Here is a 24,187-nt window from a genome sequence, read left to right as displayed (position 1 = left end):
TGTGCGGGTCAGCCTCAAGGACGTCGCCGCGCGTGCGGGCGTGTCGATCAAGACCGTCTCGAATGTGGTGAACAACTACCAGCACGTCACACCCGCGATGCGCGAGCGGGTGCAGCAGGCCATCGACGAGCTCGGCTACCGGCCCAACCTCACCGCGCGGCACCTGCGTCAGGGGCGGACGGGCATCATCGCCCTCGCCCTGCCCGAGCTGGGCAACCCGTACTTCGCCGAGCTCGCGGCCGCGGTGATCGACGCCGCCGCCCTCCACGACTACATCGTGCTCCTGGACCACACGGGCGGCCGGCGCGAACAGGAGGTCCTGGTCAGCCAGGGTTTCCGCGCCCGCGTCATCGACGGCCTGATCCTCAGCCCCATCGAGCTGGAGGCGGAGGACCTCCGTGAGCGCACGGAGAACGTGCCTCTGGTCCTGCTCGGCGAGCGCCACTACGACCTGCCCTACGACCACATCGCGGTGGACAACGTCGCGGCGGCCCGTGCCGCGGTGCGGCATCTCATCGATCTGGGGCGCCGCGAGGTGGCGTTCATCGGCGCCCGCCGCGGCCACAGCCAACCCGCCCACCTGCGTCTTCAGGGGTGGCGCGAGGAGCTTCTCTCGGCGGGCCTCTCCGTGGACGACGGGCTGATCGCGACGACCGAGGGGTGGGGGCACGCGGACGGTGCGGCGGCGATGACCCGGATCCTGGAGACCGGGCGCCGGCCCGACGCCGTGTTCGCGTACAACGACCCCATCGCCATCGGAGCGATGCGGGTGATGTCGGAGCGCGGCATGCGCGTACCCGAGGACGTCGCCGTGGTCGGCTTCGACGACGTCGTCGAGGGGCACTTCGGGACGGTCACGCTCACCTCCGTGTCACCGGACAAGGAAGCCATCGCGCGGATGGCGGTGGAGTCGGTCCTCGCCCGCCTCAGCGGCCAGGCGCCCGAACCCCGCCGCGTCTGGGCGGACTACCGGCTCATCGCGCGCGAGAGCACGCTGGGGCGGAGCACACAGGCCGCGCGGAGCACGTAGGCCGGGCAGCGGGACCGCGTGCCGGTTCGCCGGCACAGGGACTTCCCGCGAAATCCCCGACCGGGCGGCCGCCGGATGACCGCCGGATATCCGAAAGACCTGAGCAGATACCTGTACCGGCCCCTTACAACGTTGTAATGTCCAGGCGTCCGCAGCTGCCGGTCTCCGGCTCCGTCCGCGCCCCGTCGGCATCGCCCGCGTCCGGCGCCGGACGGAGCCCGGCCCTCACCCCCGCGAGGAGCCCATGTCCTTCGCCGTCCCTTTCCCGGCACCCTTCGGCGCCACCCCCTCGGACCTCCCGGTCGAGCGCTGGACTCTGCGCAGCCCGAGCGGAGTTGAGGCCGCCGTGCTGACGTACGGCGCCGTACTGCACTCCCTGCGTGTCCCCGGCCCCGAACGCCGGCCGCCCGCCGAGGTCGTCCTGAGCCTCCCGGACGTGAAGCACTACGCCACCCACGGCGCGTATCTCGGCGCCGTGGTGGGGCGGTTCGCCAACCGCATCGCCGCGGGCACGTTCACCCTGGACGGAACGCGGCACCACATCCCCGGCAACGACCGGGGCAACTCGCTGCACGGCGGAGCCGACGGGTTCGACCGCCGGCTGTGGCGTGCCGAGCCGTGCGAACGGCCGGACGGCGCCGCGAGTGTCCGGCTGAGCCTGGACAGTCCGCACGGCGACCAGGGCTTTCCCGGTTCGCTCCAGGTGTCCGTCACCTACACCCTCGCGTCCGACGGATCCCTGACGCTCGACTACCACGCCGTCACCGACCGCCCCACGCCCGTCAATCTGACGCACCATGCCTACTTCAACCTCTCCGGCAACCCGGACCGAGGGGTGCTCGACCACCTGCTGACCGTGGACGCCGCCGCGTATCTGCCCATCGACGAGACGGGCCTCCCGCTCCCTGGGGCACCCGCACCGGTGGCCGGTTCGCCGTTCGACTTCACCCGGGCACGGCGGATCGGTGCGCGGGTCGCCGAGCCCGACGAGCAGTTGGCGCGGGCCGGCGGCTACGACCACTGCTGGGTGCTCGACGACCACGACCGTCCATCCGGCGAGGGGCAGTCGGGCCTGCGCCGTGCGGCCCGCCTCGAAGACCCCGGCAGCGGGCGCGTGCTCGAGGTGCACACCAGCGAGCCGGGGCTCCAGGTCTACGCCGGGCAGCAACTCGACGGCGGATTCGGCGACTTGCTGGGGCGCAGGCTGGGCGCCCACTCGGGCCTGTGCCTGGAGACGCAGCACTTCCCCGACTCGCCCAACCGTCCCGACTACCCGAGCACCGTCCTGCGCCCGGACCAGACCCTGCGCAGCCGGACCGTGCTCAACTTCCCGCACCTCGCAGCGGTCGCGCGTTGACCGCGGTCGGGCGGCCCACCCGAATCACAGGGCGGTCACGTCCCGCACAAAGGCTTTACACCCTCCTTTCAACGATGTAAAAACTCCTGCGGGCGGACCAGTCGAGGCTCTCGCCTCGTCGAGCCGCATACTCGCCGCCCGCGCTGCTCCCTGCCAACCCTCCGTCGCCGCGCCACCCGGATCGGGGTCACCATGAAGCACTTCACCCACCGCCGTCACCTCACCGCCCGCCCTGTGATCGTGGCCCTGGCCGCCGCCATGGCCCTCACCGCCTCCGGCTGCGCCAAGTCCGAGGACGACGCCGCGAACAAGTCCGACTCCTCCGCGTCAGCCGCCGACGCGGGCCAGAAGGTCGTCACACCGAAGCCCGGCAGCAAGGGCTGCACGATCGACGCGTACGGCGGGAAGAAGCTCGACCTCAAGAACGCCACGGTCGGCTTCTCGCAGTCCGAGAAGGAGGCCAATCCCTTCCGGATCGCGGAGACGGCCTCGATCAAGGCCGAGGCGAGCAAGCGCGGTCTGAAGCTGCTCACCGCCAACGCCCAGTCACAGTTCTCCAAGCAGATCAGCGATGTGCAGGACCTCCTCGCCAAGGGCGCCGACCTGCTGGTGATCGCTCCGCTCAACTCGGACGGCTGGGAGCCGGTGTTGAAGGCCGCCGCGGCCAAGAAGGTGCCCATCGTCACCATCGACCGCAAGATCAACGCCGCGGCGTGCAAGGACTACGTCAGCTTCATCGCGTCGGACTTCGTCGACCAGGGCAAGCGCGCCGCCGACCAGATGATCGAGGCGACCGGCGGCAAGGGCGAGGTCGCGATCCTGCTCGGCGCCGCGGGCAACAACGTCACCACCGAGCGCACCAAGGGCTTCAAGGACCGCATCAAGGAGAAGGCCCCGGACCTCAAGGTCGTCTTCCAGCAGACCGGCGACTTCGCCCGCGAGAAGGGCCAGCAGGTCACCGAGCAGCTGATCCAGTCCAAGCCCGGCATCAAGGGGATCTACGCCGAGAACGACGAGATGGGCCTCGGAGCGGTCGCCGCGCTCAAGGGCGCCGGCAAGAAGGCCGGCGACGTGAAGATCGTGACGGTCGACGGAACGCGCAACGCGGTCCAGGGCATCGTCGACGGCTGGATCAGCGGTGTCATCGAGTCCAACCCGCGCTTCGGCCCGCTCGCCTTCCAGACCCTCGACACGTTCACCCAGGGCAAGGAAGTCCCCCAGGACGTCATCATCCAGGACGGGTCCTACGACGCGAAGAACGCCAAGTCGGACATCGGCAAGGCCTTCTGACACGGCTTCAGGCGGGGGTGGGCGGGCCTGCGCCGACCCACCCCCGCCCCTGATCCAGCGTGATCCAAACGAAAGACCCCAGCCCTCACCCACTCTGGAGGCACAGGTGGCTCCCTCCGCCGAAGTCCTCACCGTCCGCGGACTCAGCAAGTCGTTCCCCGGTGTCCGGGCCCTGGACGGCGTGGACCTCGCGCTGCACGCCGGTGAGGTCCACGCCCTGATCGGCGAGAACGGCGCCGGCAAGTCGACGCTCATCAAGGTGCTCACCGGTGTGTACCGGCCCGACGCGGGAGACATCACCTTCCAGGGCCGCCCGGTCTCCTTCGCCACACCGCTGGAGGCCCAGCACGCGGGCATCTCCACGATCTACCAAGAGGTCAACCTCATCCCGCTGTTGAGCGTGGCCCGCAACCTCTTCCTGGGGCGCGAGCCGCGCAACCGCTTCGGGCTGCTCGACTTCGGCCGCATGCACCGCGAGGCCGAGGAGAGCCTGCGCGCGTACGGGGTGCGGGTGGACGTCCGGCAGCCGCTGCGGACGCTGGGCGTCGGCGCCCAGCAGATGGTGGCCCTGGCCCGGGCCGTCGCCACCGACGCGCGTGTCGTCATCATGGACGAGCCGACCTCCTCCCTCGAACCGCGCGAGGTGGAGACCCTGTTCGAGGTGATCCGCCGGCTGCGCGCCGACGGGATCGCCGTCATCTACGTCAGCCACCGGCTCGACGAGCTGTACGCGATGTGCGACACGGTCACGGTGCTGCGGGACGGGTGCCGCGTGCACACCGGACCACTCGCCGAGCTGGACCGGCTCACCCTGGTGTCCACGATGCTGGGGCGTGACCTGGGCGAGGTCCGCAGTGAGGGCCTGACCAAATTCACCGGCGACCACCATGCCGCCGACTCCGTACCCGTGCTCAGCGCAAGGGATCTGACGGTTCCTCACAAGCTGCACGGGGTCTCGCTGGACATCCGTCCTGGCGAGGTCGTCGGCCTGGGCGGGCTGCTGGGGTCGGGTCGTACGGAGACCGCGAAGGCGATCTCCGGCGCTCTGGCGTCGAAGGCGGCCAGCGTCACGGTGGCCGGCGTCCCGCTGCGCGCGGGATCCACGCCCGCCGCCATCCGCGCCGGCATCAGCCTGCTGCCCGAGGACCGCAAGAGCGAGGGCATCGTCCCCGGGCTCTCCGTCCGCGAGAACATCGCCCTGGCCGCGCTGCCGAGGCTCTCCCGCTTCGGTCTGGTCTCCGAGGCCCAGGTCGACAAGATCGTGGACACCTTCGTCAAGAGACTCCGTATCAAGGCCTCCTCGCCCTATCAGAAGGTCGGCGAGCTGTCCGGAGGCAACCAGCAGAAGGTGCTCCTGGCCCGCTGGCTGGCCATGAACCCGAAGGTACTGCTCCTGGACGAGCCCACGCGCGGCATCGACGTGGGCGCCAAGGCCGAGGTGCAGAAGCTGGTCGACGAACTGGCCGAGGACGGCCTCGGTGTCCTGCTCATCTCCTCCGACCTGGAGGAACTCATCGAAGGGTCCGACCGCGTGGTCGTGCTGAAGGACGGCGCGGTCGTCGGCGAACTGACCGGCGACGACGTCACGGAGGACAAGCTGATGCAGACCATCGCGGCGGGCAGCCCCGCCCCCGGCGCCGCCGGGGAGGTGACCCGCCATGGCTGAGGCCGCGATACGGCCGGCCGCCCTCGACCGCGCCCGCGTCCTGCAGTGGATGCAGACGTACGGCGTGTACGCGGGCGTGGCCGTGCTGCTCGTCGTCAATATCGCAGTGACCCCGCACTTCCTGTCCGCCGAGAACTTCCGGACGCAGGCCGTGCAGGTCGCGCCCGTGATCATCGTCGCGCTCGGCATGGCCCTGGCCATCGGCACCGAGGGCATCGACCTGTCCGTGGGCGCCGTCATGGCGCTCGCGGCCTCGGTCACGGCCCTCTATCTGGGGTACGGGCTCGTGCCGGCCCTGCTCACGGTGGCCGTGTTCGCCGCCGTGGTGGGCCTGGCCAACGGGGCGCTGGTCGCCTGGGTCGGCGTCCAGCCGATCGTGGCCACGCTCGCCCTCATGGTCGGCGGCCGGGGCATCGCCCTGGTGCTGCTGCCGCAGCTCAAGGACCTGCACAACCCGGCGCTCGCGTCGCTGGGCTCGGGTGACGTCCTCGGCATCCCGTACCTCATCGTCATCGCCGCCGCGCTCGCGCTGCTGGTGGCCTTCGTCATCCGGCGCACCACCTTCGGGCGGCAGTTGCTCGCCATCGGCGACAACCGGGCGGCGGCGAAGCTCGCGGGGCTGCCGGTGCGCCGGGTCCTGATGCTCGTCTACGTGGCGTGCGCGCTCCTCGCCGCTGTCGCGGGTGTGCTCGCGACCGCGCGGCTCCAGGCCAGCGACCCCACGTCGCTCGGCAATCTGATGGAGCTGTCCGCGATCACCGCGGTGGTGGTCGGCGGCACCCCCCTGAGCGGCGGCAGGGTCAACATCGCCGGAACGGTGGCGGGCGCCGTCCTCATCCAGCTGCTCACCGCCACCCTCATCAAGCACGATCTGCCGCCTTCGTGGACGCAGATCGCCCAGGCCATCGTGATCGTGCTGGCGGTGTACGCGGCGCGCGGACGGGGGAAGCGATGACGGCGACCAGGACGGAAACGGAAGAGACCGTGGCCCGTACGGAGAAGGAGCTCCTCGACGCCGCCGAGCCCGTCGGCAGCAGCCGCTCCGAGCGGCTGAGCGCGCTGGTCCAGCAGCACGGCGCGCTGGCGGTGCTCGTGATCGTGTCGGCGGTGGCGTCCCTGAGCTTCGACTCGTTCGCCACCGGGGACAACTTGTCCAACATGGCGACGAGTTCGGCGTTCCTGGCGGTCGTGGCGCTCGGCATGACGTTCGTCATCATCACCGGGGGCATCGACCTGTCCGTCGGTTCGCTCTTCGCTCTGGGCGGCGTTCTGGCCGCGTGGGGTTCCCAGTACGGCACCCTGGTGGCGCTCCTGCTGCCGATGGCGGTCTGCGGTCTCATCGGTGTGGTCAACGGTCTGCTGATCGCCCGCTCGCGGCTCGCTCCCTTCATCGTCACGCTGGCCGCGATGCTGGGCGCGCGCGGCCTGATGCTGTCCCTGACCGACGAGGGGGCCAACACCTATCTCGTCGCCAAGGGGTCGTTCCTCGCGGAGCTCGGCCAGGGCACGACCCTCGGCCTCGGCAACCCCGTGTGGATCACCCTGGCCCTGTTCGTGGCGGGCGCGGTGGTCCTGCGGCGCAGCCGCTTCGGCCAGCATGTCTACGCGGTCGGCGGCAACGAGGACGCGGCCGCCCTCATGGGTGCTCCCGTGGCCCGCACCAAGATCATTGTCTATACGCTGTCCGGCGTCCTCGCGGGCCTGGCCGGCGCGCTCAACGCCGCCTGGCTGGCCTCCGGCGTCACGATTCTCGGCAACGGCATGGAGCTGGAGGCCATTTCCGCGGTCGTCATCGGCGGCACGCTGCTGACCGGCGGCCTCGGCTATGTCAGCGGCTCCCTGGTGGGGGTGCTGCTCCTGAAGGTCATCCAGAACGTCATCAACCAGATCGGCTCCCTCGACTCCTCCTACCAGCAGGTCGTCAGCGGCGCGTTCCTGGCGGTCGTGGTCATCGCGCAGACGTGGCTCGGCCGCAGGCGGCAGTTGTTGTGACCGGTCTGCTCCGTGCCCTTACGCCGTGGTACCCAGCGGGCGGGCCCGGGCGATCAGGAGGGCCACGTCGTCGTGGTCGTCCTGATCGCGCAGTGCGACCAGGAGGTGGTCGCAGACCTCGTCCAGGGACCCCTGCGGGTCGGAGAGCAGAGCGAGCAGGGTGTTGATGCGGGCGTCTATCGCGTCGGAGCGCGTCTCGATCAACCCGTCGGTGTAGAGCACGAGTTGGTCGCCGCACTCTATCTTCACCGTCGTCTCCTGGAAGGCGATGTCGCCCACGCCGAGAGGTGTTCCCGAGGGCAGGTCGAGGAGTTCGGGGCGTCCGCCCGGTCTGACCAGGATGGGCGGCAGGTGGCCCGCGACGGCGATCCGGCACTCGCCGCGGTGCGGGTCGTACACGGCGTAGATGCATGTGGCGAACGCGGGGTCGAGTTCGGCGGCGGTGTGGTCGAGGTGGCGGAGCACCTCGGCCGGCGCGAGGTCGAGGTCGGCCAATGTGCGGGTGGCGGTGCGTAGTTGGCCCATGGTGGCGGCGGCGTTGATGCCGCTGCCCATGACGTCGCCGATGACGAGGGCGGTCTTGTCGCCGGCCACCGGGATGGTGTCGAACCAGTCGCCACCTATCTCGCTGGCCGACTGGGCGGGCTGGTAGCGGTAGGCGATCTCCAGGCCGGGCCTGCGCGGCGGCCTGGGCGGGAGCAGGTGGCGCTGGAGGGTGAGCGCGGTGCGGCGTTCGCTCTGGTACGAGCGGGCGTTGTCGATGGCGACCGCCGCGCGGGCGGCCAGTTCGCCGGCCAGGACGACATCGTCCTCGTCGAACGGCAACTCGTTTCGCGCGCGTCCCAGGTCGAGCGCGCCCAGTACTTCACCGCGGGCGATGAGCGGCACCGCCAGATAGGAGTGCAGTCCCGCGCGGGACAGGACCCGGGCGGACTCCGGATCGGGCGCGATGCGCTCCAGGTCCGCTTCGCTCACGTGTTCCACCAGGACCGGGCGCCCTGAGGTCACGCACTGGGTGATGTACCGGTCGGCCGCGTAGCTGGCTATCTGCCCGGGGGTGTCGGCGGCGTGGAGCGCGTTGGTGGAGTAGGCCGCGGTCACCGCCAGCGCCCGGAACAGAGCCGGCTCTCCGTCGGCCGGGGTGTTCTGGCGCCGGCCCTGGAGCACGGCGTCGAGGATGTCGACCGCCGCCACGTCGGCCAGCTCGGAGACGACCACCGACGCCAGTTCGTGCGCGGTCTGCTCGACGTCCAGCGTGGTGCCCACGGTCGTCGACGCGTCGGCGATGAGGGCCAGGCGCCGGCGCGCCCGGGCGGCTTCCTTCGAGGCCCGGTGCTGTTCGCTCACGTCCACCACGGAGATCGCCAGGCCGAGTACCCGGCCGGCTGGGTCGTCCAGCCGGTAGTAGGACACCGACCAGGCGTGTTCCACGTCGGCGGCGCCGCCGGGGCGGCCGACGGTGAATTCGTTGAGGACCGGGGTGCCCGTGGCCAGGACCTGGCGCATCGTGGACGTGATGGCTTCGGTGTCCAGGAACGGAAGGGCCTCGCCGACGCCGCGGCCGATGTGCTGCTCGGCGGGCAGGGCGTTGATGCGTTCCAGCGCGGGGTTGACCATCACGTAGCGCAGGTTCGTGTCCAGGACCGCGAGCCCGATGGGCGACTGGGCCACGAGTTGCACGGACAGCGCGAGGTCCCTCTCGACGCGGCGCAGGAGGGCACGGTCGCTGGCGATGCCCAGGGCGTAGACGTCACCGAGTTCGTCGTGGAGCCGCATGTTACGGAACTCCACCAGGCGGGTGCTGCCGTCCTTGTGGCGTACGGGGAAGACACCTGCCCAGCTCCGGCCGCTCTCCATGACCTCGGCGAACAGGCCGAGGACGAGGTCGACGTTCTCCGGGGCGACCAGGAGCTGAGCGGCTCCCCGTCCGAGCGCCTCCTCGGCGGTGAACCCGAACAGTTCCTCGGCCTGGGGGCTCCACAGGCTGATCCGGCCCTCGGCGTCGACCATCACCGCGGCAACCGCCAGGGCGTCCAGAAGGCCGCCGGGCTCGGATACCGTGCCCGCCGTCAGGCCCGTCCGCGACGAACCGATCGCATCCATCCAGACACCTCCCCAGAATCGCCGGGGTCCGAGGGGCGGCTGAAGAAGATCAGCCCGGTTCGGGATGTCATCGACTCCATCGAAGACGAGTATTTTGTCAGCCGGAGCCCCGGCGTGTGGTGCGGTCCAGATTCTCGGCCATGCTGCCTCCAGACTCCCCACGGCATTTTATGCCCCTTTCCCGGAGAAGGTCATGTTCGCTTCCTCCGCTGCTGGTGGGCCGCGCCCACGCCGGGCCGGTGGGCTATCGGGCGCCGATCATCGCCAAGCTGTCGACCGCCGCGGGGGACAGCCGCGATTCCCGCAAGCCGGACAGGGGCATCCAGGTGACGGCGCTCGTGGAGTCGTACGCCTTGGTCACCACGAGTGGGGCCGGCTTGACGTCGACGCGGTAGAAGAGCCCCACCAGATGCCAGTCGATGCCGAGCCGGTGAGCGGTGTACGCCCGCGCATCGACCAGCCGGGCGTCCAGGACTTCCAGGCCCGTCTCCTCGTACAGTTCGCGCCCCAGTGTCTCGTACGGCTGTTCCCCCGGGTCGACCCCTCCGCCGGGCAGGTGCCACAGGCCGGGCTCGAAGACCGGTGAGCTGTCCGCGAGTTGAGTCAGCAGCAGCTGCTCCTCCATGACAGCGATCGCATACGCCGAGACTCGCGAACGCATCTGACCTCCTACGTTGCACCACTGAGGACATCACCGTCCCCGATGACGGCCAATGCAGGGGAACAACCTATCGATCACGCGCCCCGCGCGGTCAGGAATCACGCTGAACCTACTGAGCTCGCACAGCGCGTCAACGTGACACGCCGATCAACCACGTGCGGGTGCCCTCTGCGGCCATGGCAGAACATGGCACATGCCGGCTCGTTGAGATACCCGAGGACGTCTTCGGGTTCCTGTCGTGGCGACGGCAACCGGTGCACACCCTGAGGGCGGGCCTCCATCACGGCCCCCTCCTCGCCCTCACCGGGTGCGGAGGGGGCCTTCTCTTCGTCCCGCCCGGTGGGCCGGCCCAGTGGGCATCAGCCGATCGGCTGACCCCGGTGTCGTCCGTAGGGGTCCGCAGCCGCAGACGGCAGGCCTACCGGTGAGGGCGTGAGGCAGCCGGAGAATGGACTGCGGAACGGACATCGGAGGCGCCCCCGTTCCTTCCCCTACGGACTTGGAGCATCGAGATGCACGACCGCGACCGCCGACTCCTGGAGGCCGCCCGGCGTGGTGACGCCGCCGAGGTGCGCGCAGCCCTCGACGCCGGCGCCTCGGTGGAGACCTGCGACGAGGAACTGCGCTCCCCACTGCTCCTTGCCGCTCTCCACGATCACGTCCAGGCCGCGCGGGTCCTGGTCTCGGCCGGAGCGGACCCGGACGCCCAGGACCGGCGGCACGACAGCCCGTGGCTCGTCACCGGCGTGACCGGAAGCGTCGCGATGATGCGCGTCCTCCTCCCGGCGGGCCCGGATCTCACTCTGCGTAACCGCTACGGCGGCGTTTCGGTGATCCCCGCCGGCGAGCGCGGCCACGTCGCGTACGTGAGGGCGGTACTCCGGGAGACGGACATCGACGTCAACCACGTCAACGATCTCGGATGGACCGCGCTCCTGGAAGCCGTGATCCTCGGCGACGGGGGCCGCGCGCACCAGGAGATCGTGGAGCTGCTGCTCGCGGCGGGCGCCCGCCCGGAACTCGCGGACGCGGACGGCGTCACGGCCCTGGAACACGCGGAACGCCGCGGCTTCGACGCGCTGGCGGCGCTGCTCAAGGCGGCGGCATGACGGCCCGCGCGCGCGGTGTGCTCGGGGCAATGGCCGTCGTCCTCGTCGCGGCGGGGTGCACGGCGACCGGCTCGGCCGACTCCACCGCGTCCTCGCCCCCGGCCGCCACCGTCACGCCCTCGGCGCCCGAGCGGACCGCCCAAGGCACCCTGCTGGTGACCGACTTCGGCAGCGACACGGTCACGTTCGTGGACCCGGATCGCGGCGCACTCGACTCGGTGAAGGTGGGCACGGCACCGTACGGGCTGGTCGTCGGCAAGGACGGCCGGGCCTGGGTGGCGACGGCCGAAGGGGTGGCCGTCGTCGACACCGAGAGGCGCGAGAACGTCGGCCGCATCCCGTACACGACGGAAACCGGCCCCGCCACGACCGGCGAGTACCGCGGCGGCGGCATGGGCATCGCCCTCGCGCCCGACGGAAAGCATGTCTACGTGGGCGTCAACGTCCCGGACGAGAGCGGGGTGTTGGAGGTCATCGACACGGCGACGCGGAAGGTCACGGACACCGTCCCGGTCGGCCGTCGCCCCTTCGATGTCGACGTCTCGCGGGACGGCGGCGAGGTGTACGCCACCGGCCACGACTCGTTCGATGTGACCGCCGTACGCGCCGACACGCTCACCCCGCGCCGGTTCGAGGTCGCGCCGTACGGCACGGAGGGCGGACTCGGCTCGTGGCTGAAGCCGCACTACGCCGCTGTACGCGATGACGGGAAGCTCCTGCTGCCCTTCGAGGGCGAGAAGCTGGCCGTGCTCGACCCGCGCACCGGCGAGGTCGCCGTCGAGCCGATGACCGCCGACACGCACCAGCACGGCGCCCAGCTCACCCCCGACGGCACCCTGCTCGCCGTCGGCACGGGACCGATCAGCGCCGGGGACGACGACGCCTCGCTGACGATCCGTTCCGCCGACGGGAAGGAGCGCGTCGTCCCCCTCGACGGCCCGCACGAGGACGTCGCCGCGTCACGGGACGGCCGCACCGCCTATGTCACCGGGGGCTTCACCCGGGACGGATTCTGGGACGGGATCACCGTCGTGGACCTGGAGAGCGGGGACACCCACCGCCTGCCCGCAGGCCATCGGCCGCTGGGCATCGCCGTACTGTGACCGGGCCCTGCCCGTGCGCGTCCGACCCTAGATGCGGACCGGCAGCGCGATCGGGTAGGTGCCGTCGCCCGCGAAACCGACGCGCTCGACGGCGTCCCGGTCGACGGCCAGCTTGAGGCTGTCGCGCCGCAGGAACAGCTCGTCGATGATCACCTCGGTCTGGAGGTTGGCGAGCGCGGCTCCGATGCAGCGGTGCGCGCCGTGCCCGTAGGCGATGTGCCCGGCCCCGCGCGCCGCCTCGCGTGCGAGGTCGAGCCGCGTGGCGTCGTCGAAGGTTCCCGGGTCGCGGTTGGCGGCGAGCAGACCGCTCGTGACGCCCTCCCCCTGGCGTACCAGGACGCCGCCGAGTCGCACGTCCTCGGTGGCGTACAGGGTGGCGCCGACCCGCACCGCGGACACGTGACGGAGCAACTCCTGTACGGCGCGCGGCAGTAGGTCGCGCTCCGCCCGCAGCCGGGCCGCCTCCTGCGGGTGGTCGAGGAGAGTGAGGACCGCGTCGGTGATGAAGAAGGCGGGCGGTGCGATCCCCGTGTTGATCAGCAGGAAGACGAGCGCGATCATCTCCTGGCGCGTGAGGCGCTGCCCCTCGGCCGCCACCGCGCTGGAGCGCAGCAGATCGGAGACCAGGTCCTCCCTGGGCGCCGGGCCACGGAGGTCGAGCAGTTCGCCGATGTACTCGGCGAGGTGGTCGATGCCGGGCAGGAACCGGTCCGGCTCACCGGACTCGTAGTCCCGGATCCAGCCGCTCACCTTCGGCCGGTCGGCCGCGTCCACGCCGATGATCTCGCAGATGACGTCCGTCATGACCGGGTAGGCAAAGGCACTCAGGAGATCGAACTGGTCGCCCTTTGCGGCGAGTTCACCGGTCACGTCCTGGACGATGCGCTCGATGCGCGGACGCAGCGCGGAGATCCGGCGCGGCGCGAAGGCCCGCATCACGTGCGTGCGCAGGCGGGTGTGCTCGGGCCCGTCGACCATCACGAGGATCTCCAGGTACTGCCGGTACTCCGGCGGCAGCCCCGAGCCGTCGAGCAGTTCCGCGCCCACACCTCTGCCCCGCGCACCCGGAACCCTCGCCAGGTCCCGCACGAAACGGGTGTCGCCGAGCGCCGCCTTCACCACGTCGTAGCGCGTGGCCAGCCACACGGGGGTCGTGGTCCCCGGGAGCGTCACCCGCACCAGCGGTACGCCGTGGCCGTGCGACGCCTCGTCGATCTGAGCGTGGGTCAGTTCCACTGGTGCGGCGGCCGGATCGGTCATGTCCTCACTCCGTTTCGCGAGCACGTGTCCCCTGACGTGATCTCGGTCGCCAGCATCCAATAGAACATGGGTACGGATGGGCGGCGTGACCAGTTCGTGACACGAGGGTGAGCCTCACGCTCAGCGGCCGGAATCACCTCCGGAGAGCCGCTCGACGACCTGGGACGTCCTCGCCGAGTTCCGCTGGGCGGCCTTTTGTTCGCGTGCGGCGTCCCGGACGCGTACGGACGCCTCGTCCGCCGCCTCGGCAGCGGTGCGCCGCTCCTCCTCGGCCTCGCCGAGCTGAGCCGTCAGGAGTGCGACGCGTTCGTCCGCCGCGGACCGGCGGGCGGTGGCCTGTTCGTGCTCCTCCTCGGCCCGGCGCACCTCGTCGTCGCGGCGGCTCGCCTCGGCCGCGGCCTCGGTGGCCGCCTTCATCGCCTCCTTGAGGCGGGCGCGGCGCTTCTCCTCGGCGGCGTCGGGGGCCTTTCTGCTTGCGGGAGCCGGGGTGGGCTTTTCGGGCCTTGCGTCCTTCTTCGGCACCTGCGCGAGAGGCGACGTACCGGGGAAGTCCGTGGACACGGCGGGGACCTTCGTGAGCCTGCCGGTGGCCCACTGCTCTGCGACCTCCGGGTCGGCCAGCGCCGCGTGGAGGATCTGTTCGACCTCGTGCAGAACGCTCGGGCTCACCGGCTGGCCGGCCTGCCGGGCGAGACCACCCGCCTGTCGCGCGAGGCCCGCGATCACTACGTGCTGCTGGTGACTGAGGGTCCGGAACTGCTCCGGGTCGAGCGTACGATGTGCTTCCCGCAGCGCCTGTGCGAGCTCGAGGAACTGCCCCGCCTCCTCCTTCTGCCGCGCCAGCAGGTTCGACACCCAGGCGGCGAGAGTCGGCTTGTGGAAGGCAGCAATCCGGCGCGCGGCGGCCGCGTCACCGGCGCGTTTCGCCTCGACGGCCTGCGCGTTGCGCGCGGCCGTGAACTGGACGGGCGGCAGGCGGTAGAGATCCTCGGCGACATCATCTGCATCCACATGCCCACTCTGCCCTGCGGGCAGCGCAGGCGGCCGAGACGCGCCGGTCACCGTGGTCCGCCCGCCACCGCGCCGTTGCGCCGAGCACCGAGCACCGAGCACCGAGCACCGGCGAACGTGTCGCGTTCGGCGCGAGGCGAGTACGCGGTCGAGGGTCAGCCGGCCGGCCCGCCCTCACGCGGGCTTGCCGCCGGGCAGAGCCCGTTCTCCTGCTTGGCCGATCGCGAACAGGGACAGGGCCGACAGGACGGCCCACCTGGCCCACCCGCCGGCGCGTCGGATCATGGCCTCGTCGACTGCTCCGTCTTCGTCGATCGGCTCGTCGATCCCGTGGTCAGTCATCCGGAGAGTCCGCACGACCGGCGAGGCGGTCCCCCGCCTCCGTGCGCCGGTAGACCACGCGTCGCCCCACTCTCGTACCGACGACCATGTCCGCACCGCGCAGGACGGCCAGGTGACCGCCGACGGTGCCGAGCGACTGGCCCAGGTGCGCGGCGAGTTCGCTGCTGGTCGCCGGGCGTTCGAGTTCGTGGAGGAGGGCGGCTCGGCCGCTGCCGATCAGCCGGTCGAGAGCCCGCGGCGCCCGCGCCCGCCCGGTCCGCTCTGCCGTACCGCGGGCCGGGTACACCAGTGCGTACCGGTCGGGAGGCGCCTCGGCCAGCCAGGTGCCGCTGGTCACGCAGACCGGGACGAACAGCATTCCGCCCTCGCCGACGATGCGGTCAGGACCTGGCTGGTCACTGAAGCGGATCCCGTCGGCGCCTACCCAGGCACTGCGCCGGTTCATGTGCTGGAGGGCTCTGGGCCAGCCGTACGCGGCGAGCAGCCCCGCCCGGTATGTGACGTCCCGCTCCAACAGGGCGCGGCGGCGCGGCCAGTCCGGCGACACATGCGTCGTCCACACCTGCCGGAAGAGGTCGGCGGTCCGGGCTCCCCACCCGTGCCCGGTCAGCCACCCCAGGTCGTGCCGCTTCCAGCTGCGGGCCACCGCCGCGTCGAGGTCCGCGCGTATGTCGTCGTCACGGGCCGCGGCGACGGCCTTCAGTTCATCGGCGAGCGCGGTGCGCATTCCGCCGGACGGCGGGCGGCTCACGTACCCGGGGAGGTACTTGGTCGAGCAGATCAGCTCGACGAGGCCCCTCGCGAACGGGTCCGCGTCGAGCGCGGCATGGAAGGCGTCGTGGTGGCGGGTGTACCAGGGGGTGAGCCACGGGTCGGAGCAGGGCTTCGTCAGGACGCTCATCGACCCCAGCGTCTCGGCGCTCGGGGACAGCGCGAACCGGGACTGTGACAGGGCCATCGAGCTCAACCGCAGCAGCACCATCTTTCGCCTCCTGCCGAAACGTTAGCGTGCGCGCCCACCGCTCCCCACACTCGGGCCGGTGCGTTCCTCCCTCCTCCAACAGGCCGCGTTCCGCTCGTTCTTCGCCGGACGTCTGGTGTCCCTGCTCGGCAGCTCGATGGCTCCGGTGGCGCTCGCCTTCGCCGTCCTCGACTCCTCGGGCAGCGGTCACGACCTCGGTGTCGTCCTCGCCGCCCACATGCTTCCGCTGCTCGCGTTCCTGCTCGTGGGCGGCGCCGTCGCCGACCGGTTCCCGCGCCGGACCGTCCTGGTGACCGCCCATCTGGGGGCGGCGTTCACGCAGGGCGCCGTCGCCGCGCTCCTGCTGACCGGGCGCTACTCGCTGCCGCTGGTGGCCGCCCTCGAGTTCCTCAACGGCGCGCTCGCCGCCTTCACGACCCCGGCGCTGCGCGGCATCGTCCCTCAGCTCGTGGCCAAGTCCTCTCTGCGGCAGGCGAATTCCCTCCTGGGTTCCGCCGGTAACGCGACGAAGATCCTCGGTCCGAGCCTGTCGGGCGTGCTGGTCGTGACGGTCGGGAGCGGGCCCGCCATCGCGTTCGACGCGTTCACGTATCTCGTCGCGGCCGGATTCCTCGCGCGGCTGTTCCTCACCGGCGCCTCGGAGGCGTTACAGCGAAACACGGTGTCGGCCGACATCCGCGACGGCTGGAGGGCGTTCCGTGCGATCCGGTGGGTGTGGGTCGGCACGCTGTCCTTCTGCCTGCTGAACCTCGTCCAGACCGGTACGTGGCAGATCCTCGGCCCCCAGCTCACCCGGCAGCTCAGCGGCGAGACGACCTGGGGGTTCGTCCTGAGTGTGCGCGGCGTCGGCATGCTGGCGTCGAGTCTGCTGATGTACCGGCTGATGGTGCGACATCTGCTGCGGTTCGGGCAGCTGGCCGGGGTGCTGGGCGCGCTGCCCCTGATCGCGCTGGGGGCGCAGGTGCACGCCCCGTGGCTGATCGCGGCGGCGTTCGTCGCGGGGCTGGGTTCCTCCGTCACCGCGGTCGCGTGGGACACCTCGCTCCAGGAGCACGTCCCCGCTCATGTGCTGTCGCGTGTCTCGTCCTACGACGACCTGCTGTCGTATGTCGCGATTCCGGTCGGGCAGCTCTGCGTGGGCCCGCTGGCCGAGGCGTTCGGCGCGTTCCGGGTGACCGCGGTCGCCGGCGCCGTCTCCGCCGCGGCCATGCTGATACCCCTGGCCTCCAGAGCCGTACGCCGACTGCCCCACGCACAGCCCGACAGCTGCGCACCCGCCGCGGACTCGTGCTCGGCCACCTGATGACACGCCGGCTCACCGGCGGTCCGGGCCAGGTCCAGGCCAGGCCCAGGTCCAGGGCGGAAGTCCGGTGCCTGGTGGTCGTGGCCGTCCCGGGACCGTTCAGATCCCACGTTCGCCCGCCGTCGACGGCGGCGCTCCGTCGGGGTGTGCGCCGGCCCGGTCCGTCATGGGGTGGCCGTCGAGAAGCGGGCGGAGCAGGTGGCGGGTGGGTACGCGTTCGATGACGAGGAGCGCGACGTCGTCGTTGAGCTGCCCGTCGGCGTGGGCGAGCAGGTCGCGGTGAATGTGGTGCAAAAGGGAGTCGGGGCCGCCGCCGGGAAGGGACGGGAAGGAGGCGAGCCGCTCGGCGAGCGGGTAGAAGGCGCCGGTGGGCGAGCGGGCCTCGATGACGCCGTCGGTGTACAGGACGAGGTAGTCGCCGGCCGTGAAGGCGAAGCGGTCGGCACGGAGCGGGGCGTCGGGCAGTACACCCATGCCCAGGGGTGGCGCGGAGTTGCGTGTGGTCAGCTCCGTGACCTGGTGCTCGCGCACCAGCAGCGGCGGTGGATGGCCGCAGGTCACCATCTCCGCGTGACCGCCCTCGTCCGGGATGTCGAGCACGAGGGCGGTGACGAAGTGCTCTCCGGCGTCGTGCTCGGTGTCGGCGACCTCCTCCAGGTTCCGGGTGACGCTGTCGTCCATGGCCGCCACCAAGTCGGGCAGCAGAGCGTGGCGGTGAGCGCCCTCGCGGAACGCCCCGAGCACGACCGACGCCTCACCGATGGAGGCGAGGCCCTTGCCGCGTACGTCTCCGATGACCGCGCGGGTGCTGGGGTGAGCGGCGCGGGCGACCGCCAACAGGTCGCCCCCGATCTTGGCCTCGTCCCCCGCGGCCAGGTACAGCCAGGCCACGCGCAGCGGACCGACCCTGCGGGGCGGCGGTCTCAGGAGCACCCGCTGCGCCGCTTCGGACACCGACCGCACCCGGTTCAGCTCGCGACTGCGCCGGTCGCGCGCGCGGGCGAAGAGCACGATCAGCGCGGAGAGGAGGGTGATGGCGATCATCTGCGAGATGTGGTTCGAGGTGGTGAGACCGCCGTGCAGCACCGCTATCAGGACCTGAGCGCCCACGGCCAGGAGCCCGACCAGGGCGGTCAGCCTGGCGCCGGCGATGGAGGCGGTCAGGGCCGGTGCGATGACGAGCAGCGGGCCGAGGTGGACATCTGTCGGTGAGTGGAGGTCCACCAGGGTGATCACCACGATCAGACCGAGCGGAACAGCCACCAGACCGCGGCCCGACGGCCGCTCGAAGAGGCGATCCATCGACCATCGCCGGAATCTCACAAGGGAAATTTTATACCCGAGTGACGTCGGTGCCCGGTCACACGGACGGCTCACCGGCACCCACCACACCCCTGCGACCTGTGCGAATACCGTGCGTACCCAGCGCGCCACTCCCCCGGCGCGGATGTGCCAGTCAGGTGTTCCCACACCCGCCCACAGGACGCGGACTACCTCCGACCACCCAAAAGGGAAGTAAAACTGCTCAGCTCAAACTGGACAGGCAAAACTGTCGAATCTACGGTAGAAGCATGAGCAAGCACGTCGAGACCGCGCCACACACCCGCCAGGGGCTGACCCGCCCATGAGCAACCCCGACATACCCGCACCGGCGGCCGCCGGACCGGCGGCAGAGTCCGACCCCGGCGAGCACGACGCCCCGGCGCGGCACTTCGACCGCAGGCTCATCCCGCCGATGGTCCTCGGCGCGGTCCTGAACCCGATCAACTCCACGATCGTCGCCGTGGCCCTCGTCCCCATCGGGGCGGCGTTCGGCGCGCCTCCCTCGCAGACCGCGTGGCTCGTCTCGGCGCTCTATCTGGCCACCGCTCTCGGGCAGCCCGTCGTCGGACGGCTCATCGACCTCTTCGGACCGCGCCGCCTCTTCCTGATCAGCACGTCCCTGGTCGGCATCGCGGGCATCGCCGGCACGCTCGCCCCCGACCTGGGCTCGCTGATCGCCGCACGCGTGCTGCTCGGCTTCGGCACCTGCGCCGGGTATCCGGCCTCGATGTCCCTGCTGCGCAGCGAGGCGGAACGGACCGGTCGCGACAGTCCCGGCGCCATCCTCACCACCCTCGCGGTGTCCGGCCAGACGATCGCCGTCATCGGCCCCTCCCTCGGCGGGCTCCTCATCGACGTGGGCGGCTGGCGCGCCACGTCCGCCCTCAACATCCCCCTCGCGGCGGCCGCCCTGATCCTCGGCGCACGCCGGCTGCCGGCGCAGCCCCGCCCCCGCCGCACCGGCGGCAGGTCTCTCGCGTCCGAGCTGGACCTCCCCGGGATGGCTCTCTTCGCCGCGCTGCTGTTCTCGCTCCTGCTGTTCCTGATGAACCTGCACGCCGACACGTGGTACCTGCTCGCCATCGCCGCCGCCGCGGCCGCGGCGTTCGCGGTACGTGAACTGCGCGCCGCCGTACCGTTCATCGACCTCAGGGTCCTCGCCGGCAACACCCCGCTGCTCACCACCTACGGCCGCGCCCTGGTCGCGTACGTGGTCTCGTACGCCTTCCTCTACGGCTTCACGCAGTGGGCCGAGGAGGGCCGCGGGCTCTCGCCCTCCCAGGCCGGCCTCGTACAACTGCCGATCTTCCTCACCGGTATCGCCGTCTCCACCCTCACCGGCCGCCACCAGGCCATCCGCGGCAAACTGCTCATCGGAGCCGTTTTCCAACTCGCCGCCTGCACACTGCTGTTGAGGCTCGGCGGCACGAGCCCGATCTGGCTGCTCCTCGCCGTCGCCCTGATCTTCGGCGTGCCCCAGGGACTCAACAGCCTCGCCCTGCAGAACTCGGTGTACTACCAGGCCGATCCGGAGCGCATCGGCACCTCGTCCGGACTGCTCCGCACGTTCATCTACCTCGGCTCGATGGTGGCCTCCGCCGCCTCCGCGACCGCTTTCGGGCAGCACGCCGACACCGGCGGGATGCACCAGCTCGCATGGTTCATGCTCGGTGCCGGCGCGATCTTCCTGCTCCTGACGGTGTTCGACCGGGGGCTGCGCCGCGTCGCCGCCCCGGGCTCCCCCGCCTGACCCGGGAGGTCGTGGCCCGGGAGGTCGGCTACCGTGCCTCGATGACCACTACGGCGATCGGCACGGACTTCAACACCCCTATCGACGAACGCTACTTCGAGGACTACGTTCCCGGGTCCAGCTATGTGTTCGGGAGCGTCACGGTGGCCGAGGAGGAGATCCTCCGGTTCGCGGGTGAGTTCGATCCGCAGGACATCCACACGGATCCCGAGGCCGCGGAGCAGGGCCCCTTCAAGGGGCTGATCGCGAGCGGCTGGCACACCGCCTCCCTGATGATGCGCATGTACGCCGACCACTACGTGAGCAAGGTCGCGAGCCTCGCCTCTCCCGGCGTCGACGCGTTGCGCTGGACCCGCCCCGTGCGGCCCGGTGACAGCCTGTCGATCCGTACGACGGTGGTCTCCGCACGTCCCTCGCGGTCCAAGCCCGACCGCGGGATCGTGCACACCGACATCGAGGTGTTCAACCAGCGCGGCGAAACCGTGCTCACCCTGTCCGCGATGAACTTCCTGCGGCGCCGGACGCGGTGACGGGGCGGGCCCCGGACCCGACAGGGCCGCCGAGGCCCGGGCGGGCAGCTCCCTTCTCGCATGCTGGAAAGGCCGGTGCACACACCACCGGCCTTTCTAGGGTGCGTACATGTCACCTGCTCTCACCCGGGTCCTCCCGCCGCAGCTCGCCGCCCGCGCCGTCACGGTCACGGCCTCGCCTGTACGGGAGATCCTCGCCCTCACCGCGCGGCCCGAAGTCATCTCCTTCGCGGGCGGGCTGCCCGCACCCGAACTCTTCGACACCGAGGGCGTGTCCGAGGCGTTCCGTGCGGTCCTGGACGAGCAGCCGAAGGCGGCGCTCCAGTACTCCACGACCGAGGGCGACCCCGGTCTGCGTACGGCCGTCGCGGCCCGCGTCGGCGCGCGCGGGCTGCCGACCGCCCCCGACGACCTCGTCATCACCACCGGGTCCCAGCAGGGACTCTCACTGCTCGCCTCCGCGCTGATCGAGCCGGGCGACGTCGTGCTCGTGGAGAATCCCTGTTACCTCGCCGCGCTCCAGGTCTTCGGCTTCGCGGGCGCCCGTGTGGTGCCCGTGCCCGACCTCGCGGACCTGGACGACATCGTCCGGCGCGAGCGGCCGAAACTCTTCTACAGCGTCCCGAACTTCCAGAACCCCACCGGTCGCACCATGAGCGACGCACAGCGCGCGTCGGTGGCCGAGGTCGCGGCCCGGCGCGGGATGTGGATCGTGGAGGACGACCCGTACGGCGAACTGCGGTACGAGGGTGAGGCGACCGGCTGGATCGCTTCGTACCCGGGGGCCGAGGACCGGACGGTGCTCATGGGGAGCTTCTCCAAGGTGATGGCGCCCGGCCTGCGCATCGGCTGGCTGCGCGCGCCCGCGGAGCTCCTTCGCGCCTGCGCCGTCGCCAAGCAGGCCGCCGACCTGCACACACCGACGGTGACCCAGCTCGCGGCAGCCCGCTATCTCGCGGACCGTGACCTCGACGCGCACATCGCCACAGTCAGGGAGGCCTACGGGGAGCGGCGTGACGCGATGCTCGCGGCCCTTCCGGACGCTCTGCCGGACGGCGCCGAGTGGAGCCGTCCGCAGGGCGGGATGTTCCTGTGGGCGCGGCTGCCGCAAGGCGCGGACGCCACGGCTCTGCTCCGCACGGCCATCGGCCACGACGTGGCGTACGTGCCCGGGGCCCCCTTCTACGCGGGCGAGCCCGACCCGGCCACGCTGCGCCTGTGCTTCGTCAGCGAGACGCCCGAGGTGATCCGGGAGGGCCTCGGACGGCTGGGGGGGGCGCTGCGGGGGTGACGCGGACCGTCGGTCACGGACGGTCCGCGGGCCTCTCCGATGTCGGCTCCGCGGCCCTGTCCGGGCGCATTCGGGGTGCGAAGACCGTGAACCGGGCGCCCTCGGGGTCGTGCAGGGTCACGGAGTCGCCCGTCGAGTCCGCGTGCCGGCTCGTGACCGCTCCGCCGTGCTCCACGGCGGCCCGGGCGCACGCCATGGCGTCACGGACGGTGTAGCGGACCTGCCAGTGCGGCCGCACCTGCGGGTCGGGGGCCGATCCCGGCGCCCCGCCGCCGAGTGTGGCCACCGGCTGTCCCGCACAGACGAGGACGATCTCCTCGTCCTCGTACCGCACGTCGCAGCAGCCCGGGCTCGTCCACCCGAGGACTTCCCCGTAGAAGATCGCGGCATCGAACGCGTCGCGCGTGACGAGGCGCAGCCACAGGGGCGCCTCCCGGCGCCACGCGCCGAAGTTGCGGAGGAGCGCGCCTGCCCAGATACCGAAGACGGCGCCGGCGCGGTCGGACACGAGGGCCGCCCGCCCGGTGGGGAAGCCGATCGGACCGACCCCGACCGTGCCGCCGCGCTCCTGTACGCGGCCGGCCGTCTCGTCCGCGTCGGCCACCGCGAAGTAGGGCGTCCACGCGACGGGAACCTGCAGGGCCGGAGCGACCGCTCCGATCCCCGCCACGGCCCGCCCCTGCGCGAGCGCCACCATGAACCGCTCACCCAGCGTGCCCGCACGGAACGTCCAGCCCAGGACAGCGCCGTAGAACGACTGCGCGGCCGACAGGTCACGCGCCGCGAGGCTCACCCAGCAGGGAGAACCGAGGATCGCGTGGTGCGACGTCGCTTCGTCCGATCCGGTCCTGGAGATCAGCTTGCTACTCATGAAAGGCCGCCCCCTTTCGCCCGGGGGGCTCGGTCAGGGCCCTGGCTGCGACCGGGTACCCGCAACACCGCGTCCGACACACCACGTCCTGGAGGAAACACCGTCCGCCTAGCTCCGATGACCTGCCGTGACGCCGCGCCCGCCGAGTCGCATCCGGGCACGTGCGGCCGGACAATCGTAGTGCAGTCGCATGTCGATACTTCGGACCGGAGGCACTTACCTGCGAGCGGCGTACCGCTCCTGATGGATGCCGGCGCCCGTTCCCGCGGCCCGCGCCGGTACACCGTTGAGGAGCGAATCACGATGCTCACTAACATCACCGCGGTCGCCACCCACCACCGTCGGACCTCGCACCACGTCCACGACGAGTGCCCCGACACGGCGGCGGCCTTCGGGCGCATGGCCGGTCTCGCCGAGGGGCCCGAGCGGGATCTCCTGTGCGAGGAGCTCGTCGAGGCGTGGCTGCCCATGGCGCACCGCATCGCCCGCCGGTACCGCAACAAGGGCGAGAGCACGGAGGACCTGGAGCAGGTCGCGGCCATGGGACTGGTCAAGGCGATCAACCACTACCAGCCCGAGCGCGGCCCCTTCCAGTGCTACGCCGTGCCCACCATCACCGGCGAACTGCGCCGGCACTTCCGCGACCGGATGTGGGACGTGCACGTGCCCCGCCGCGTACAGGACCTGCGCAACAAGGTCCGCGCGGCCCGCCGCGACCTCACCGAGCGCCCCGGCAGCCCCGAGCCGGGCATCAGCGCCATCGCCGCGTACGCGGGGCTGACCGAGGCGGAGGTCCGAGACGGGCTCAGGGCGATCGAGAGCTACAGCGCGCTGTCCCTCGACGCGGAGCTCTCCCCGTCCGGTCACGACGGACAGAGCCTCGCCGACGCGCTCGGCGAACCCGACACCGCGTACGACCTCATCACCGACCGTGAAGCCGCGAAGACGGGTCTGCGCCACCTTCCCGAGCGCGAGCGCGCCATCCTCTACCTGCGTTTCTTCGAGGGCATGACGCAGGCCCGCATAGCCGAGAAGTTCGGCATCTCGCAGATGCACGTCTCCCGCCTCATCCATCTCAGCTGTGCACGGGTACGCGCCGAGGCGGGGCGGGAGTACGGGGCGGCCGACGGCCTGCCGGCCGCCTGAACCCTGGCGCTCCGACCGGCCAGGGGGAGGACACTGGGATCAGGGGTTGTACTCCGCCCCCTGCCCC

Annotated in this window: 21 protein-coding genes; 13 read left to right on the top strand and 8 right to left on the bottom strand. The window is 71.3% G+C overall.

Features of this window, described 5'->3' with window-relative positions; all coding sequences use genetic code 11:
* Window position 1 precedes the first annotated feature (1 nt).
* From OG456_RS36515 to OG456_RS36490, 6 genes are all read left to right on the top strand, one after another.
* A complete protein-coding gene (locus OG456_RS36515; protein ID WP_266568667.1) occupies window positions 2-1,030 on the top strand; it encodes a LacI family DNA-binding transcriptional regulator in 1,029 nt (342 codons plus the stop codon).
* A 244-nt stretch (window positions 1,031-1,274) separates the two neighbouring features.
* Window positions 1,275-2,387: an aldose epimerase family protein gene (locus OG456_RS36510; protein ID WP_266568664.1), complete on the top strand. Its 1,113-nt coding sequence runs from the start codon at window positions 1,275-1,277 to the stop codon at window positions 2,385-2,387.
* Between the two features lie 192 nt (window positions 2,388-2,579).
* The gene (locus OG456_RS36505) at window positions 2,580-3,677 is read left to right on the top strand and encodes an ABC transporter substrate-binding protein (RefSeq protein ID WP_266568659.1); all 1,098 of its coding nucleotides are present in this window, start codon (window positions 2,580-2,582) and stop codon (window positions 3,675-3,677) included.
* 106 nt (window positions 3,678-3,783) lie between these two features.
* Window positions 3,784-5,343 carry a sugar ABC transporter ATP-binding protein gene (locus OG456_RS36500; RefSeq protein WP_266568657.1) on the top strand — a complete coding sequence of 520 codons (1,560 nt, stop codon included), beginning with the start codon at window positions 3,784-3,786 and terminating at the stop codon, window positions 5,341-5,343.
* Window positions 5,336-6,298, top strand: a complete 963-nt coding sequence (locus OG456_RS36495) for an ABC transporter permease (RefSeq protein WP_266568655.1) — start codon at window positions 5,336-5,338, stop codon at window positions 6,296-6,298. The genes OG456_RS36500 and OG456_RS36495 overlap by 8 nt, the downstream gene beginning before the upstream one ends.
* Window positions 6,295-7,335, top strand: coding sequence for an ABC transporter permease (locus OG456_RS36490; RefSeq protein WP_266568653.1), 1,041 nt, complete (start codon window positions 6,295-6,297; stop codon window positions 7,333-7,335). Before OG456_RS36495 ends, OG456_RS36490 begins: the two co-directional genes overlap by 4 nt.
* An 18-nt stretch (window positions 7,336-7,353) precedes the next feature.
* Here OG456_RS36490 and OG456_RS36485 read toward each other — a convergent pair whose 3' ends face one another.
* Both OG456_RS36485 and OG456_RS36480 read right to left on the bottom strand, forming a co-directional pair.
* Window positions 7,354-9,438, bottom strand: coding sequence for a SpoIIE family protein phosphatase (locus OG456_RS36485; protein WP_266568651.1), 2,085 nt, complete (start codon window positions 9,436-9,438; stop codon window positions 7,354-7,356).
* A 244-nt stretch (window positions 9,439-9,682) separates the two neighbouring features.
* Window positions 9,683-10,099 (bottom strand): NUDIX domain-containing protein, encoded by a 417-nt coding sequence (locus OG456_RS36480; protein WP_266568649.1) that lies wholly within the window; start codon window positions 10,097-10,099, stop codon window positions 9,683-9,685.
* Window positions 10,100-10,611: 512 nt separating this feature from the next.
* Here OG456_RS36480 and OG456_RS36475 point away from each other — a divergent pair.
* Entirely contained in the window at window positions 10,612-11,208 is a 597-nt protein-coding gene (locus OG456_RS36475; protein ID WP_266568647.1) for an ankyrin repeat domain-containing protein, read from the top strand.
* Entirely contained in the window at window positions 11,205-12,311 is a 1,107-nt protein-coding gene (locus OG456_RS36470) for a hypothetical protein (protein WP_266568645.1), read from the top strand. Before OG456_RS36475 ends, OG456_RS36470 begins: the two co-directional genes overlap by 4 nt.
* Window positions 12,312-12,338: 27 nt before the next feature.
* On the opposite strand, the gene OG456_RS36465 is transcribed toward OG456_RS36470, so the two are convergent.
* The 4 genes from OG456_RS36465 to OG456_RS36450 all read right to left on the bottom strand — a co-directional run bounded on the left by OG456_RS36465 (window position 12,339) and on the right by OG456_RS36450 (window position 15,906).
* Complete coding sequence (locus OG456_RS36465) at window positions 12,339-13,571, bottom strand: cytochrome P450 (protein ID WP_266568643.1); 1,233 nt, start codon at window positions 13,569-13,571, stop codon at window positions 12,339-12,341.
* Between the two features lie 120 nt (window positions 13,572-13,691).
* On the bottom strand, window positions 13,692-14,582 hold the full coding sequence (locus OG456_RS36460; protein ID WP_266568641.1) for a hypothetical protein: 891 nt from the start codon (window positions 14,580-14,582) through the stop codon (window positions 13,692-13,694).
* A 174-nt stretch (window positions 14,583-14,756) separates the two neighbouring features.
* On the bottom strand, window positions 14,757-14,924 hold the full coding sequence (locus OG456_RS36455; protein ID WP_266568639.1) for a hypothetical protein: 168 nt from the start codon (window positions 14,922-14,924) through the stop codon (window positions 14,757-14,759).
* Complete coding sequence (locus tag OG456_RS36450) at window positions 14,917-15,906, bottom strand: helix-turn-helix domain-containing protein (RefSeq protein ID WP_266568637.1); 990 nt, start codon at window positions 15,904-15,906, stop codon at window positions 14,917-14,919. The genes OG456_RS36455 and OG456_RS36450 overlap by 8 nt, the downstream gene beginning before the upstream one ends.
* Window positions 15,907-15,964: 58 nt before the next feature.
* On the opposite strand from OG456_RS36450, the gene OG456_RS36445 reads away from it, so the two are divergent.
* The gene (locus OG456_RS36445) at window positions 15,965-17,209 is read left to right on the top strand and encodes an MFS transporter (protein ID WP_266568635.1); all 1,245 of its coding nucleotides are present in this window, start codon (window positions 15,965-15,967) and stop codon (window positions 17,207-17,209) included.
* 99 nt (window positions 17,210-17,308) lie between these two features.
* Here OG456_RS36445 and OG456_RS36440 read toward each other — a convergent pair whose 3' ends face one another.
* A complete protein-coding gene (locus OG456_RS36440) occupies window positions 17,309-18,532 on the bottom strand; it encodes a PP2C family protein-serine/threonine phosphatase (RefSeq protein ID WP_266568633.1) in 1,224 nt (407 codons plus the stop codon).
* Between the two features lie 301 nt (window positions 18,533-18,833).
* Here OG456_RS36440 and OG456_RS36435 point away from each other — a divergent pair, with 301 nt between their 5' ends.
* The 3 genes from OG456_RS36435 (at window position 18,834) to OG456_RS36425 (ending at window position 22,103) form a co-directional block, all read left to right on the top strand.
* Window positions 18,834-20,282, top strand: a complete 1,449-nt coding sequence (locus tag OG456_RS36435; protein WP_266568631.1) for an MFS transporter — start codon at window positions 18,834-18,836, stop codon at window positions 20,280-20,282.
* A gap of 41 nt (window positions 20,283-20,323) precedes the next feature.
* Window positions 20,324-20,812 (top strand): MaoC family dehydratase, encoded by a 489-nt coding sequence (locus OG456_RS36430; protein WP_266568628.1) that lies wholly within the window; start codon window positions 20,324-20,326, stop codon window positions 20,810-20,812.
* Between the two features lie 109 nt (window positions 20,813-20,921).
* A complete protein-coding gene (locus OG456_RS36425; protein WP_266568626.1) occupies window positions 20,922-22,103 on the top strand; it encodes a PLP-dependent aminotransferase family protein in 1,182 nt (393 codons plus the stop codon).
* A gap of 13 nt (window positions 22,104-22,116) precedes the next feature.
* On the opposite strand, the gene OG456_RS36420 is transcribed toward OG456_RS36425, so the two are convergent.
* On the bottom strand, window positions 22,117-22,974 hold the full coding sequence (locus tag OG456_RS36420) for a VOC family protein (protein ID WP_266568624.1): 858 nt from the start codon (window positions 22,972-22,974) through the stop codon (window positions 22,117-22,119).
* A gap of 303 nt (window positions 22,975-23,277) precedes the next feature.
* On the opposite strand from OG456_RS36420, the gene OG456_RS36415 reads away from it, so the two are divergent.
* Window positions 23,278-24,120 carry a SigB/SigF/SigG family RNA polymerase sigma factor gene (locus OG456_RS36415; protein WP_266568622.1) on the top strand — a complete coding sequence of 281 codons (843 nt, stop codon included), beginning with the start codon at window positions 23,278-23,280 and terminating at the stop codon, window positions 24,118-24,120.
* The last annotated feature ends 67 nt before the right edge of the window (window positions 24,121-24,187 follow it).

Source organism: Streptomyces sp. NBC_01446, from assembly GCF_026340095.1.
GTDB classification, from domain to species: domain Bacteria; phylum Actinomycetota; class Actinomycetes; order Streptomycetales; family Streptomycetaceae; genus Streptomyces; species Streptomyces aureus.
The sequence above is the reverse complement of the archived record's forward strand: the minus strand, read 5'-3'. Positions and strand labels throughout refer to the sequence as shown.

Coding starts and splice junctions, on each gene's coding strand:
- OG456_RS36510 (WP_266568664.1), top strand. CDS start 1,275: ATGTCCTTCGCCGTCCCTTTCCCGGCACCCTTCGGCGCCACCCCCTCG.
- OG456_RS36505 (WP_266568659.1), top strand. CDS start 2,580: ATGAAGCACTTCACCCACCGCCGTCACCTCACCGCCCGCCCTGTGATC.
- OG456_RS36495 (WP_266568655.1), top strand. CDS start 5,336: ATGGCTGAGGCCGCGATACGGCCGGCCGCCCTCGACCGCGCCCGCGTC.
- OG456_RS36490 (WP_266568653.1), top strand. CDS start 6,295: ATGACGGCGACCAGGACGGAAACGGAAGAGACCGTGGCCCGTACGGAG.
- OG456_RS36485 (WP_266568651.1), bottom strand. CDS start 9,438: ATGGATGCGATCGGTTCGTCGCGGACGGGCCTGACGGCGGGCACGGTA.
- OG456_RS36480 (WP_266568649.1), bottom strand. CDS start 10,099: ATGCGTTCGCGAGTCTCGGCGTATGCGATCGCTGTCATGGAGGAGCAG.
- OG456_RS36475 (WP_266568647.1), top strand. CDS start 10,612: ATGCACGACCGCGACCGCCGACTCCTGGAGGCCGCCCGGCGTGGTGAC.
- OG456_RS36470 (WP_266568645.1), top strand. CDS start 11,205: ATGACGGCCCGCGCGCGCGGTGTGCTCGGGGCAATGGCCGTCGTCCTC.
- OG456_RS36465 (WP_266568643.1), bottom strand. CDS start 13,571: ATGACCGATCCGGCCGCCGCACCAGTGGAACTGACCCACGCTCAGATC.
- OG456_RS36455 (WP_266568639.1), bottom strand. CDS start 14,924: ATGACTGACCACGGGATCGACGAGCCGATCGACGAAGACGGAGCAGTC.
- OG456_RS36450 (WP_266568637.1), bottom strand. CDS start 15,906: ATGGTGCTGCTGCGGTTGAGCTCGATGGCCCTGTCACAGTCCCGGTTC.
- OG456_RS36435 (WP_266568631.1), top strand. CDS start 18,834: ATGAGCAACCCCGACATACCCGCACCGGCGGCCGCCGGACCGGCGGCA.
- OG456_RS36430 (WP_266568628.1), top strand. CDS start 20,324: ATGACCACTACGGCGATCGGCACGGACTTCAACACCCCTATCGACGAA.
- OG456_RS36425 (WP_266568626.1), top strand. CDS start 20,922: ATGTCACCTGCTCTCACCCGGGTCCTCCCGCCGCAGCTCGCCGCCCGC.
- OG456_RS36420 (WP_266568624.1), bottom strand. CDS start 22,974: ATGAGTAGCAAGCTGATCTCCAGGACCGGATCGGACGAAGCGACGTCG.
- OG456_RS36415 (WP_266568622.1), top strand. CDS start 23,278: ATGCTCACTAACATCACCGCGGTCGCCACCCACCACCGTCGGACCTCG.